We start from the raw sequence: 13,395 nt of genomic DNA, 5'->3' as shown, positions 1-13,395 counted from the left end.
GAGGCCGCCACGCGTGTGCCTCGCCCTGCGGAAATTTCAGGGCGGAAACAGACCAAACATGAATTTTGATTTCTCTGACGAGCAGCAGGAGCTGCGGAGCCAAGCGCGCCGCTTTCTGGAAAAGCACTGCACCCCGGCCAAGGTCAACGCACGGCTGGATGGCGCTCCGTTCGATCGCACGCTCTGGCAGGCAATTGCCGATATGGGCTGGATGGGCACTGCCATCCCGGAGGAATACGGCGGCCTTGGACTGAGCTATATCGACCTTTGCGTCATCGCAGAGGAACTGGGGCGCTGCGTCGCACCCGTCCCCTTCTCGTCTTCGGCCTATCTCGCCACCAATGCGATCCTGCAGGCCGCCGACGAACGGCAGAAGACAGCTTGGCTGCCGGGCCTCGCCGATGGCAGCGTGATCGGCACCTTTGCCCTTTCGGAGGGCACAGCGGCGCCATCGGCCAAGACCATCGGCACGACATTCGACGGCAAGACGCTGTCCGGGACCAAACTGCCGGTCATCGACGCGGATTGCGCTGATTTCGCCATCGTCGTCGCACGTGACAGCCAGGGCCGGATCGTGCTCTGCCGCGCCGACCTGCGCCAGCCGGCTGTCGCCATCGAAGCCGTGGACAGCGTCGACGACAGCCGCGGCCATGCAAAAGTGACCTTCAACCGTGCGCCAGCCGAGCTTCTGGCTGGCCAGACTGGCTGGAGCGTGATCGAAACCCTGATCGATGGCGCCGCGGTCCTGGTGTCCTTCGAACAGATCGGCGGTGCGCAGCGCTCGCTTGAGATGGCGCGGGACTATTCGCTGCAGCGACGCTCCTTCGGGCGACAGATCGGCTCGTATCAGGCGATCAAGCACAAGCTCGCCGATATGTGGATCGCCATCGAGACGGCGCGGTCAAATGCCTATTACGGCGCGTGGGCGCTGCAGAACGGGCCAGCCGAACTGCCTGTCGCAGCAGCGGCGGCCCGTATTTCAGCCTGCGAGGCTTACTGGTTCGCCTCCAAGGAAAATATCCAGACGCATGGCGGCGTCGGCTTCACCTGGGAGTTTGACTGCCACCTGTATTACCGGCGCGCAGCGCTGCTGGCGGTCATGCTCGGCAGTCCCCGCATCTGGAAGGACCGCCTCATCCAGACTCTCGAACAACGCAACGCCGCCTGAGGAACAGTCATGGATTTCAGCGATACTCCCGAAGAAGCGGCGTTCCGCGCCGAAGTGCGCGCCTTTCTGGAAGCCAATGCCGAACCGAAAAGCGAGACCCGGACGGTGTATCCGGTCTCCTATGGGTCGCTGGACATGCTGCCGCTGGCCCGCGAATGGCAGCGCAAGAAGGCCGAAGCCGGCCTGGTCGGCCTGAGTTGGCCGAAACAGTATGGCGGCCGCGCCCTGCCGCAGATCTACCAAGTGATCTTCGACCAGGAACAATCGAACTATCTGGTGCCGCACAGCGTCTTCGACATCGGCCTGGGCATGTGCATTCCCACCATGATGACCTTCGCCACCGAGGAGCAGAAGACCCGCTTCGTGGGCCCGGCCGTGCGCGGCGAGGAAATCTGGTGCCAGCTTTTCTCCGAGCCGGCTGCCGGATCGGATGTGGCTGCACTGCAGACCAGGTCCGTGAAGGACGGTGACGACTGGGTGATCAACGGCCAGAAAATCTGGACGTCAGGGGCACATTTCTCCGACTGGGGCGTCCTGGTCACCCGCAGCGATCCCTCGCTGCCGAAACACAAGGGCCTGACATTCTTCTTCCTCAACATGAAGTCGCCGGGCATCACCATCAAGCCGATCCGGCAGATTTCTGATTCCTCCAACTTCAATGAAGTCTTCTTCACCGATGTCCGCATCCCCGATGCACAGCGCCTGGGTGCGGTGGGCGATGGCTGGAAGGTGGCCGTCGCCACGCTGATGAACGAACGGCTGGCCGTCGGCGAATCCCGCGAGCCCAATTTCGCCGATCTGTTCCGGCTGTGCCGGCAGCTTGAGCTGGAAGACGGCCCCGCCCTGCGCAATGCACTGATCCGCGACAAGCTGGCGGACTGGTATGTGCAGCAGCAGGGCATGCGGTTCACCAGGTTCCGCACCATGACGGCGCTGTCCCGCGGCCAGACGCCCGGGCCGGAAAGTTCGATGCTGAAAATCGTCAACGCCAACAAGCGTCAGGCCATTGCACGTTTCGGCAGCGAATTGCTGGAAATGACCGGCTCGCTGGTCGATCCCGGCTTAAGCCCGCTGAAAGCGGTCATGCAGCAGGCGCTGCTGGATGCGCCGGGAACGCGTATCGGCGGCGGCACCGAAGAGATTCTCCGCACCGTCATTGCCGAGCGCGTTCTGGGCATGCCGGCGGAAATCCGCGTGGACAAGGACATTCCGTTCAAGGACCTCGCAAAGCAGTAAGTGCCGAAGGCGCCACGGCTGCGCCGGACCGGCAGATAAATTTCATAGGGAAGGAAAGAGAAATGGCATTGCCACATGCCCTGCAGGGCCGCCTGCGCGTACCTCTGGTCGGCGCTCCGATGCTGATCGCCTCCGACTACAATCTAGCGCTCGCGCAGTGCAAGGCCGGTGTCATCGGCACCTTCCCGGCCCTGAGTGCGCGACCGGCCGAAGTGCTGGACGAATGGCTGTCGAATCTGAACGCGGAACTGGCGGCCCATGACAAGGCGCACCCGTCGCGGCCGTCGGCGCCCTATGCCGTCAACCTGATCGTTCACAAGACCAACGAGCGGCTTCAGGCCGATCTGGCCAGCTGCGTGAAGCATCGCGTGCCGATCGTGATCACGGCGCTGGGTGTGCAGAAGCCGCTGATCGATGCCATACATTCCTACGGTGGCCTGGTGATTCACGATGTCACCAATATCGTGCATGCGCGCAAGGCAGCGAGTGCCGGCGTCGACGGCCTGATCGCCGTGGCCGCAGGTGCCGGTGGCCATGGCGGCCGCCTCTCGCCTTTCGCGCTGGTGCAGGAAATCCGCGAGTGGTTCGATGGCCTGCTGATCCTGTCAGGCGCCATCGCCAACGGCCGCTCGGTCCTGGCGGCGCAGGCGATGGGTTGCGATCTTGCCTATATCGGTTCCGCCTTCATCGCCACCAAGGAAGCCGGTGCGCCACTGGCCCACAAGCAGATGGTGGTTGATTCAAGCGCCACCGACGTCATCTATACCGACCTCTTCAGCGGCGTGAACGGCAATTACCTCAAGCCTTCGATCCGCGACGCAGGCCTCGACCCGGAAAATCTACCCCCGCGCGGTACGCCCTATAACACCGGCGCCAAGAAGGTCTGGCGCGATATCTGGGCTGCCGGCCAGGGCATCGGCGCCGTGAAGGATATCCCTAGCGTTGCCGAATTCGTCGATCGCATCGATGCCGAATATCGCGCTGCGAAAGCCTTGCTGGCCGCCTAGGATCCCGAGATGAAACGCACGGGTCCGCTGCAGGGCATAAAAATCCTGGAAATCGCCTCCATGGGTCCGGGGCCGTTCTGCGGCATGCTGCTGGCCGACATGGGCGCCGACCTGCTGCGGGTCGATCGCCTGCAGCCGGCGAATCCCGACACACCGGCAGACCGGTTCGAGGTGATGAGCCGCGGCCGGCGTTCCATGATGCTCGACCTCAAGGCGCCCGGCGCGGCAGACGTCGTGCTGCAGCTGGTGGAAAAGGCCGATGCGCTGATCGAAGGCTTCCGGCCCGGCGTCACGGAGCGGCTGGGCATCGGACCTGACGCCTGCCTCGCACGCAATCCGCGTCTGGTCTATGGCCGCATGACCGGCTGGGGCCAAAACGGCCCGATGGCGCCGGTGGCGGGCCATGACATCAATTACATCGCCCTGTCGGGCGCACTGCATGCGATCGGCGGCGACAGGCCGGTGCCGCCGCTGAACCTGGTCGGCGATTTCGGCGGCGGCGGCGTGTATCTCGCTTTGGGCATTGTCGCGGCCTTGCTGGAGGCAAGGCAGTCCGGCCAGGGCCAGGTAATCGACGCCGCAATGACCGACGGATCGGCCAGCCTGATGGCGCCGCATTTCGGCCGTCTGGCGTCTGGCGCCTGGGCCGATCGCCGGGCCGCCAACGTGCTCGATGGTGGCGCGCCCTGGTACGGCGTCTATGAGACGGCCGACGGCAAGTTTGTCGCGGTCGGCGCCATCGAGGCGCAGTTCTATGCGGAATTCGTGACGCGGATCGGCCTCGATCCGGCAGCCCTGCCGGCACAGCGCGACAGGCCGCAATGGCCGGTCCTGAAGACGGCCTTTACGGCGGCGATCAAACGGAAGACGCGTGACGAATGGGCGGCGATCTTCAAGGGCGTCGATGCCTGCCTAACGCCGATCCTGTCGATGACAGAGGCGCTGTCGCATCCCCACAATCGAGAACGCCAAACCTTTGTCGACATCAACGGCGTACCACAACCAGCACCTGCACCGCGATTTTCGCGTACCCCCAGCGGGATCTCGGGTCCGCCCCCGCGGATTGGTGAAGGCGCCACGGAAGCGCTGATGGAGTGGGGCTTTGATGAGTCTAAAATTTCGGCTTTGTGTGCAGCCGGCGCCAGTTTTGACGGGAAATAGAGGGTCGTCAGCATGAGGGGAGACGTCATGTCGCCTGAGGTACGAGAGAGGCCAACCGCAGCGCCCACGACTTACCCCAGCGCTTCGGAAGCCTATGGATATCTCAGCTACGAGCCGTGGCTCTTACTCGCCGCTGGCATTGATGAATTTTTCCGATCGCGCTTCGGCAAGAAGGTAAAAGCCCATTCGAAAGGCTTAACCTGCCATTCCGACATCGAGGAAGGACATCAGAGTGAACGAACAAGGCATTCTTGATCTTGAGGCGAAGCGCCTAGAGGCCACGATTGGCGGCAATCTGCAAGCCCTTGATGAATATTTGGGCGACACGCTCGTATACATTCACACCAATGGTATCTGCGATAGCAAGCAGTCTCTGATCAAATCGATCGCCGACGGCATGCGGAAATATACCAAGCTTGCGCCACGCAAGAGCGATGTTCGCCGATTCGGCGAAATATTCATCATTACAGGTGAGATGGATATTTCTTACATTGCCCGCGGGACATCCAACGACGCAACCATCATGTTCTCAGCTACTTGGTATGCCGAGGCACGCTCAACTCACCTGGTCTCCTGGCAATCCTCCCCCTCGACTTTTCGCTCATGAGCCGCGCAGCAGACAGCTTAGACGAGACCGTCATCGTCACAGGCGCGGCGGCCGGGATAGGTAAGGCCATCGCAACGGGCCTGCTGCACCGTGGGGCTTCGGTGGTCGTGGCAGATGTATCTGAAACGTCTATCAAGACTTTCAGGGCTGAGCTGAGCGAGACGCCATTCGCAAAGGCGTGCAGATTCATTCGGGTCGATCTCCGGCAACCCGAAGCGAGCGAGAAGATCGTAGGCTTCGCCGTTAGTGAATTTGGCCCAGTCACGGCCTTGATCAACAATGCGGGCGTCGGCCGCAATATCATCCGCAAAAATTTCTTAGAGAACCCGCCAAAGTTCTGGGAGATGACAGATCCAGTTTGGGACATTTTTCTTTCGGTCAACACTACAGCTGCCTTTCGCTTGATGCGAGCGGCAATTCCGATCTTTCGTCGTCAGGGCAAAGGCCGAATCATCAACGTCACCACTTCGCTGGATTCTATGCTGGTCGCGGGAAGTGCTGGCTACGGGGCGTCTAAGGCAGCGACAGAATCGTTGTCGGCAATCGCAGCACAGGACCTTCTTGGAACTGGCATCACAGTCAACGTCGTGGTGCCAGGTGGCGTGACTGATACGGCCTTTATTCCCCAAGACGCCCCGATCCTACGATCCTCAATGCTGCCGCCAGAGGTCATGGTACCGCCGATTGCCTGGTTGCTTGGATCTGAAGCCGAAGGCGTGACTGCGCGCCGGTTTCGCGCCAACCTTTGGGACCAAAACCTTCCAGGGGCCGAGGCCGCCGAGCGGGCGGGCGCCCCGATTGCCTGGTCATCTCTAACGGGCCAGCTACGGGCGGCTCAACTTAGGCGATAAGCCGATAGCTTCTGAGCTGCCACATTGGCAGCTTGAGGCAACGCCGAACGTCGGCGCTAAACTCTACTGGCCAGTGGAGAACTTGAAAAATCTACTGATCAGGCATTTTGTCTCCGCCGGAGGCCAAGTCGTAAAATCTACCAACCAGGTATTTTACCTCCGCTGGAGGCTAAGTCGCAAAATCTACTAGCCGAGTCAGCCTCACTGCGGGAGGCCATCTCACGGAATCTATAAAGATGAGATATCATCTAACCTTTCGGGTAACGTAGCTAGCCGGCCAGTCGCCCTCCCCCATTTACCCATGGACGGCTTATAGTCGGATCATGTGCCTCAACATGGCGTTCATTCTGTCCCGTACAGAATCAGTCGGACCAGTCCAGGTCTGTTGTCTTTAAAAATTCTTGACGCTTTTCGATAAGACTTATCGAAAGCATAGCTAGCGGATCGACCACACTGTCGAGAAAGGCCTCCAACGCCGCCCTCCGTACAAATGTCACCATAAATGACCCCGAGAGCTTTCCTGATTTCAGTTCGCGCTCAAACGAAACATGATCTACAGGAGTTGGTCGCGGCACCTCCGCACTAGAGTCAATCAGAAACAAATCACCTGATGTAACAACAAGCGGAAAGAACAACCAAATGTAGCGCCAATCGTCCGGCCTCGATGGCTGTGGCACCGCACTCCGTCGAGCATTGAGCGCCTTAGCCATCGGATAAAAGATGGCGTCATAAAGACCACCATGATTGGCATGCCAGCCGTTCCCCTTGCGATCGATCCTGCAAAATTGTACCGCCTTCCATGCATTAACATGTGCTTGGTAGACTTGGTCGAATCCGAGATGATGGAAAGCGTTAATATCTCGCGTCATGCTGCGACCGCCGCCTAAATTTTTTTTCATCTGATATCGATAGGGGAAGGTAAACTCTTCCGGGCACTGGCGCCGATCCCAGTCACTCTTCGGGCGCGCAATAAATACAAACGGATTCGTATTGTTCTTGCATTCAACTAGCAACTCGATATAGGCCGAGAGCCTAGCGCTATCGTCAAATGAAACCCGTTTGATAGCCTTTACATCAAGCTCACGAGATTTCCCTTCGTCTAAATCTTCGAACGCCACATTGGTTCTGACATGAAAGCCGCGTCGTTCGAATTGTGTGGCCACCTCCTGCTCCATGAGATAGCCAGACTCGTGAATTGCGCCCATGATGTCATCAAGACTTGGATTTCCAGTCATACCCCCTCCTTGTCATCCCGCCAGCTTACCGCACACCTCTCCGGGACATCTCACGTCTTCTCTATTGGCCAGTAGATTATCGGCCTGGCGGTGACGAAGGGCGTTATCTCACTTTTCTAGATCAAAGGCGTTATTTTCACACGAGACACCTTAATACCATACCGTGAACAGGAAATTGGCATATGGATCGTCATCGATCGCTTTCAACGTCCCGTAAAGGGCTGTCGGCGACACCCCCATTATAATTGCTGCTTCATTGAGCGTAAGCTGCGCGGCCTTTCGCAGGGACCCGGTTGCTTTTAAGTCGTCTACAAGTCCACCTATCTCTTGGGCACCCCTCAGGCCGAGCTTATAAAGTAGCGGCAACTTTTCGCCTATATAAAGCCACGCCAGTGCTTGGCCAACGATATCAATGGCAGTACTGAAGCTGAGATTACACCGCATCGAGATATCGATAGGGTTAGAGTAGGCAAGCTGCAATATTGTCGTAATGCCCTCATCATGGAGCCGTTCAGATATATTCACATCAATGCCCTGAAGGTTCTGTAGCTCATCTGACTCATCGCGAGCCTGCCTACCGAGACCAAGATTGACAGTCACAATTCGCCTCATGAATCGAAACACTGACTCAAGAGGGAAGGCCCCCAAACATATTGCTATCGCATTGTCGATCGACAGATTGAGCGCAGATAAAGCTTCGCTAAAAGCATACCCCACGGGGATGAATACAATAATTCGAACCGCTGCTCGAGTTATCGCCGTGGGCGGCATATCTCGTCGGTGAGCTCGGGCAATTAAATCGTACGTAACCCAAATGTAAGATCCACATAGAGAGGAAATTACTATTGGCGGCAGGTCAAAAACAGAAATGGCATCTACGAATGCTATTATTGCATCGGTTTCAGCATTCGTAATTCTCGGCAAAACAGTGGCTGTAATAGTAATGGCAACGGCTATGAGAGTGTAACCAAGTAAGAAAATCGGGAGCTTATAACGGTTCATTCCGTAGAAGCTGTCGTAGTGCTTTGAAAAAAGATTCAGATAAACATCTCGCGTTTCGAAAAAGCCGCCGCTAAACCCTGGCTTGTGGCGCTCCCAGCCACCTGAGGGATCACGCAGTACGTCCCAAAATGAACTTACGGGCATAAACCTATCAACATAAGCTTCGATCACGTCAGGATCTATCTTTTGTAGAATCTCATTTCTGCGCTCACCCCATCCATACACGGTGAACCTTGTGACGGGAATGAGTGGCAAAAGCACAATTGCGAAGAACAATATGACTGAAACGATCATATATAAATAAAGAGATACAGAGTCCCCGATGTCTATCATTACACCCTCACCTAACAGGCCAAGATTTAGTTCTTATTTACAGCCCAAGCCCTTAGCTAGATCCGTTGTGCTAGGTAGTCGCCGCATATGATCTGGTACATCTACGCTTAGAACCGAAAGTCCCGCTCGCTGCTCCAACGATTTTAAACTCTCCAAGTGATCGCAATAGCGCCCTGACGATTTCGTCCGTTGGTCAAATACAAAGGAGGCCCAAGAGACCTGAGTGCCTTCTTGAAAACCAATGAACTTCCAGTAGCCGCTCGGCACCCTGTGAGGTTTCTTTGCGTTGGGTAGAGGTGGCATATGCCTCTCATAGAGAGGCCCCGTCACCACATAGAGAGCGATCTTTTTGTTGTTCATCGCGAACTTCCTCTCAGCATCCTCAAGATGCTTCCAGGGCCCGCGATTAAGCTGTTTGTACTGGGGTGTGATGTTCGACAGGTAGTTTGTTTTATACCACTCCGCATTTGCAGAGAATGATGCGAGCGGGGCCTGGTGGCCGCGGTCTGCACGTAGATTTGTGCCTATTCCCTTATAGTCAGCCGGCGCCAATGTACTATCTTCAGCTAGATCTGGATCACGCTGCCAATTTCGACGTTGTCCTCTCCCAAAGTTCTTAGGGTTTACGCGGTAGGCTACCCAATCGGAAAATTTTGTCTCCGGATTGTTGCTCAATGTATGAGTAGGCCGTGATAGCAATGTATTGTGGGCCGGTGATCCTATAGGGCACTCTTGCAAACAATTGATATCAGCGTGTGCATAGCTCGGCGCCAATAGCATCAAGCCGATATAGATGCCGCGGATATGGATGATTGCGGTTTTTGGAGATTGCGTTGACCGCTCTCCTTCCGTGTCTGCACCGTATGTCATGTTGCCCTGCCTGCCATGTCGCGCGGTCACCATGTATTGGCAATCCCCCCGACACCCCCCATGTCACTATAGTGGGTAGATCATTGGCTGGGAGCGATTTTTCAGATTGGCGCGACCATAGGCTATTGCAGTGAATATTTTTGTATGCGGTGGCGTGCAGCCTACAGTCCCAATTAACCTCACATCTGGAGTTCATCTGAGGAAACCTACTCGGGATGTATTTCACCTCCGCGGAGCCTGAAGAGGGAAAATCTACTGGTGAGATTCTGCTGAGCGTGTCGCAGGCAGTCAGCTGTTACTTGAACACTTCGCTTAAGAACTTTTGCACGTCTAGCCGCACTTGCTCACGCGCCTGCTTATTGCCCAGTGAGCCGGCGCCAAGACCTTTGCAGGTCGACAGATACGAGCCCACTTCTGAAATCGGCCTCACCTCACCCGTGTCAAAGCGCTTGTAGGTCCAATTATCCATGAAGGTCATCATATTGCAGGCCTTCCACTGCTCTGCTTTACCGCTGTATTCAGGCCGATACAGCTGGCGGTCAAAGCCGTGACGTACACTTGGGTAGATGGTGACCTGGGCGTCGACACCCTTAGCTCTGAGCATTTCGGCAAATCGCTGACATGTCTCTGGCCGCTCGTAATCGTCTTGGTCGCCAACATAGATGCGCATCGGCGCGCCGGTGGTCTGTTCTGACCACATGGAACAACCTGGGTAGAGCGCCACATGCGCCGCGAATTTATGATCGGGCGATACCGGCCGACGCAGTTTGTCAAAGATGCTGTAGGCCGCAGCGGTGCCACCTCGCGAGAAGCCAATGAGGGCGATGCGCTTGGGGTCGATGCCTGGATGGGTGGCCAATAGCCGCAGCCCTGAATAGGCGTCGGCAATCCCGGCTGAATAACTAAGAGCGCTTTGGTTGCTGCCGGTGCCTTTGAGGCCGCGATCGGTGAAACTGTCGATATAGAAGGCTGCCCAGCCGTTTTGAACGAAGAATTCAGCCCAGTCGGTCTCGCGGTCTGACAGGCCACCGCTGCCGTGGATGATGACCACCGCGGGTACTTTGCTTTTTGCATTTTTCGGCATCACTAGTGTGCCGGTCAGCGGCGTCGCATCTAACAGGCCACGAATGAGGTAATCGTAGTTTTTGGGTGTCTCACCCATGAAGGTCAGCTTGCCGGTCTGACCTGCTTCTAATGTGGATAAGGTTTCAGCTTTGACCGGCAAAGCCGCAGCGTGAGCCGCCACCAAGGCAGCGATAAGCCACTTATACATTATCCCCCCAATTTTGTGTGGATACCGAGATAAAGTCGGCATTTGAAATGCTTCGAGACATCGCATCGATTTAAAGTCGATATTCCAAGCCAGTCAACATTTGTTATCGATTTTGCGTCGATGGTTTTAACAACCGCGCCGACTCAAAGTCGGTATATGAAACCTGGTGAACGGAACAAGCTTTTAGGACGCCGCATTAGAGAGCTCCGCAAAGAACGAGCTCTAACTCAGGAAGAGCTTGGCGAGCTAATCAGCAAAACCGATGAAGTGATCTCAAACATCGAGACAGGCACCACCTCGACCCGATTATCGACGTTGTTTGATATTGCAGATGCTCTGAAGGTAAGCCTGCTCGACTTATTCGACTGGGTTTCACCTCGCAAGCTATCGCCTGACGAAGTTAGGCAAGAAGAGCTTGTCAGTCGTTTCCGAAAAATTATCCGGGGTGATCACTCAGCAACGCCAACTGATGTCGCGGAGATAAATACGGCGATCGTGAAGGCTACTTCGCGTAAGCGCTAATACTCCTCCGCTAGCATTATAGTCATCACACGCATGGTGATCGCCGGGTTAGCCGGATTCTCAGACCCGTATTTCAACTGCCTGTCGTAATAGTCGATCTTCCAGAAGATCTTCTTACCGTCGAAGTCCACAGATCCAAAGTCGTGCTCCTGATGCGGGTCATTACTGGCTTCGAATGCATCAAAGGCCTGCACGAGTTGCACCACTTTTGAGAGTTGGGTTTGCCCTAAGCTGCGCACGCCATTGGTGATGACAAAGCGCCCGCCCAGCATGGTGCGGCGGAACGCATCATTGAGCTCACGGATACGGTCAGTTTTGTTCATGACATAAGTCTCCATTTCGGCCAGCAGGGCTGGTCGATTGCTGTGATCGGATGTGTTGTGACTAGGTGGGTTTAGGCCTTAGCGCTCGAAAAGCCGCACTAAGGCACTTAGGCCAGCGTGATGGAGCTCAAAGGCATCAACGGGCGTCAGCCGCCTGGCCTGCCGGTTGAGCCCGGCCTCGATATGCCAGGCTGGCACCCGGACTGACGCGAGGGTTGAGGCCTCGGGCTTGGGCAGATTGGCGGCAAAATGCGCTGCCCCTACCACCAACCCGCCTTTGAGGGCTGCAGAGGCCGTCGCAATACCGTGCCGTTGCCAAAAGCCATCTAAGCCAGGGCGCTTGAAGCCATGAATCGCACAGAGCGCTAGCCGTGGCCTTTGCGCCACCAGCAAGCCGCGCCAGGCTGAGACAGCTTGTTCTCTTGTTCGTCTGGCCTGATGGCCATCAAAGTACCGCCCATCATCCCACAGCGCCCGAATATGCCGCGACCGAGCACCAGGTTTCGGCCGATCCTCCGACAGGCCAAATAGGTCGTAACAAGCTGCCAGCATGGCCTGTTGGCCATTCGGCAGGCCGACAAACCTATATCGGCTGCTGTAGTCGGGCAGCGCCGGCACGATCGGCAGATAGTCGCCAACCGTATCCAAGGGTGCAGGGAAGATCTTGCGAGCTAGGCCCACCAGCTTGCCGGCCGTTAGAGCCAGACAGCATTGGTCACCAATCTCGACGGAGTTGGGCGCGGCAGAGTCGCAGCCCATGGCGAGCACCGCCCCTTTGGAGTGACGTTCCAGCGCCTTGGAGACATCCTTCAGGCCAGACCAGAAACCCTCGTTGGCCAGTGCCCAGCAGCGCTCCCGGTGGGTTTGATGACCGATGAAGCCCTTTGCCCTCAGATAGCCGCCTGGGAAAACTATGGCATCGATGGGGGGCCAGTCGGCCGCCTGCATGGCTCTGATCACCGCTAGGGCAAACTCTGTTCTGATGCGGTTCTGTCTAACGCGGATTGCCTTCTTGCCGAGTAGGCACACAGAGACAAGCCGCGCCGACCGTACGGTCTGCCGGGTCATATCGTCCTCAATTGTCAGGTTGGGTGGGGTACTAAGGGGCGCCCTTGCAGGACGCGTGGGCTGCTTTTAGGCCCCAGCCATAGGGCCAGCCTCTGGAAGGCTACAGCAGGGCTACTAGGCGCCGCTGGCTACGCTCGTCACCGTCAATGTAGGCCTGGGTCTGATCGATCGATCGGTGCCCAGCCAAAATCTGTACGTCTCTCAGGCTCCCCCCGGCCTTGGCGACCAACCGGGCTGCCCGGGTAATAAAGGTGCGACGGCCAGAATGCGACGAGCAGCCCTCGAAGCCGACCCGCTGATAGAAGCTGTGAAACCAGTTGACCACGCTAGTGGCCCGCATCGCCTCACCCCGCTCAGAGCGCACCACCCGGTCAGACGGTTCGCTAAACCGGCCAGCCTGCTTCTTGAGCTTCAGCAAGGCCGTCTTGAGCTCGGCATGCATCGGGATGACCCGCCCTGACCGCTTCTTAGCGATACGGTCTTCTAAACCGATCTGGCTGGCGATCTTGCCATCGGCCGTACTGACCATCTCCCAAGTCAGCCCAGCGATCTCCCCCGCCCTCAAACCGGCTTTGATCGATAGCAATAACATCACCTGGTTCCTGAGCCCGTGTTTGCCCTTCCCCGCCGCCCTTAAGGCGGTTTGTAACTGACCTGGTGTCAGCACTTTGGCCTGTTTACCTGGCATAGCCCCTCTCAAAAGTTAAAGATTTCAACTTGAAATACTCGTATAAGTAGA

14 protein-coding genes are annotated in these 13,395 nt (G+C 57.1%); 7 read left to right on the top strand and 7 right to left on the bottom strand.

Features of this window, described 5'->3' with window-relative positions; all coding sequences use genetic code 11:
- The first annotated feature begins 58 nt into the window (after positions 1-58).
- From CTR53_RS07275 to CTR53_RS07250, 6 genes are all read left to right on the top strand, one after another.
- Positions 59-1,168 carry an acyl-CoA dehydrogenase family protein gene (locus CTR53_RS07275; protein ID WP_290810607.1) on the top strand — a complete coding sequence of 370 codons (1,110 nt, stop codon included), beginning with the start codon at positions 59-61 and terminating at the stop codon, positions 1,166-1,168.
- 9 nt (positions 1,169-1,177) lie between these two features.
- A complete protein-coding gene (locus CTR53_RS07270) occupies positions 1,178-2,404 on the top strand; it encodes an acyl-CoA dehydrogenase family protein (protein WP_290810604.1) in 1,227 nt (408 codons plus the stop codon).
- 62 nt (positions 2,405-2,466) lie between these two features.
- A complete protein-coding gene (locus tag CTR53_RS07265; RefSeq protein WP_290810601.1) occupies positions 2,467-3,411 on the top strand; it encodes a nitronate monooxygenase family protein in 945 nt (314 codons plus the stop codon).
- Between the two features lie 9 nt (positions 3,412-3,420).
- Positions 3,421-4,572: a CaiB/BaiF CoA-transferase family protein gene (locus CTR53_RS07260; protein WP_290810599.1), complete on the top strand. Its 1,152-nt coding sequence runs from the start codon at positions 3,421-3,423 to the stop codon at positions 4,570-4,572.
- Between the two features lie 232 nt (positions 4,573-4,804).
- A complete protein-coding gene (locus tag CTR53_RS07255) occupies positions 4,805-5,179 on the top strand; it encodes a nuclear transport factor 2 family protein (protein ID WP_290810596.1) in 375 nt (124 codons plus the stop codon).
- On the top strand, positions 5,176-6,030 hold the full coding sequence (locus CTR53_RS07250; protein WP_290810593.1) for an SDR family oxidoreductase: 855 nt from the start codon (positions 5,176-5,178) through the stop codon (positions 6,028-6,030). Before CTR53_RS07255 ends, CTR53_RS07250 begins: the two co-directional genes overlap by 4 nt.
- 362 nt (positions 6,031-6,392) lie before the next feature.
- On the opposite strand, the gene CTR53_RS07245 is transcribed toward CTR53_RS07250, so the two are convergent.
- The 4 genes from CTR53_RS07245 to CTR53_RS07235 form a co-directional block, all read right to left on the bottom strand.
- Positions 6,393-7,265 (bottom strand): hypothetical protein, encoded by an 873-nt coding sequence (locus CTR53_RS07245; RefSeq protein ID WP_290810591.1) that lies wholly within the window; start codon positions 7,263-7,265, stop codon positions 6,393-6,395.
- A 150-nt stretch (positions 7,266-7,415) separates the two neighbouring features.
- On the bottom strand, positions 7,416-8,600 hold the full coding sequence (locus CTR53_RS07240; protein WP_290810589.1) for a hypothetical protein: 1,185 nt from the start codon (positions 8,598-8,600) through the stop codon (positions 7,416-7,418).
- Positions 8,601-8,633: 33 nt separating this feature from the next.
- Positions 8,634-9,380, bottom strand: a complete 747-nt coding sequence (locus CTR53_RS21220) for a DNA/RNA non-specific endonuclease (protein ID WP_367158956.1) — start codon at positions 9,378-9,380, stop codon at positions 8,634-8,636.
- Between the two features lie 385 nt (positions 9,381-9,765).
- The gene (locus CTR53_RS07235) at positions 9,766-10,743 is read right to left on the bottom strand and encodes a dienelactone hydrolase family protein (RefSeq protein ID WP_290810587.1); all 978 of its coding nucleotides are present in this window, start codon (positions 10,741-10,743) and stop codon (positions 9,766-9,768) included.
- 42 nt (positions 10,744-10,785) lie between these two features.
- Between CTR53_RS07235 and CTR53_RS07230 the strand changes: the two genes are divergently transcribed.
- The gene (locus CTR53_RS07230) at positions 10,786-11,265 is read left to right on the top strand and encodes a helix-turn-helix transcriptional regulator (RefSeq protein ID WP_290810584.1); all 480 of its coding nucleotides are present in this window, start codon (positions 10,786-10,788) and stop codon (positions 11,263-11,265) included.
- Here the strand turns inward: CTR53_RS07230 and CTR53_RS07225 are convergent.
- From CTR53_RS07225 to CTR53_RS07215, 3 genes are all read right to left on the bottom strand, one after another.
- Positions 11,262-11,588 carry a DUF3768 domain-containing protein gene (locus tag CTR53_RS07225; protein WP_290810581.1) on the bottom strand — a complete coding sequence of 109 codons (327 nt, stop codon included), beginning with the start codon at positions 11,586-11,588 and terminating at the stop codon, positions 11,262-11,264. The two genes, CTR53_RS07230 and CTR53_RS07225, sit on opposite strands and share 4 nt — an antisense overlap.
- Positions 11,589-11,666: 78 nt before the next feature.
- Complete coding sequence (locus CTR53_RS07220; RefSeq protein WP_290810578.1) at positions 11,667-12,656, bottom strand: hypothetical protein; 990 nt, start codon at positions 12,654-12,656, stop codon at positions 11,667-11,669.
- A 100-nt stretch (positions 12,657-12,756) separates the two neighbouring features.
- Positions 12,757-13,344, bottom strand: a complete 588-nt coding sequence (locus CTR53_RS07215; RefSeq protein WP_290810575.1) for a site-specific integrase — start codon at positions 13,342-13,344, stop codon at positions 12,757-12,759.
- Positions 13,345-13,395: the final 51 nt, after the last annotated feature.

It is taken from the genome of Ferrovibrio sp. (assembly GCF_002796975.1).
GTDB lineage: Bacteria > Pseudomonadota > Alphaproteobacteria > Ferrovibrionales > Ferrovibrionaceae > Ferrovibrio.
Note: the sequence above shows the minus strand (reverse complement) of the source record. Positions and strands in the feature narration are given on the sequence as shown.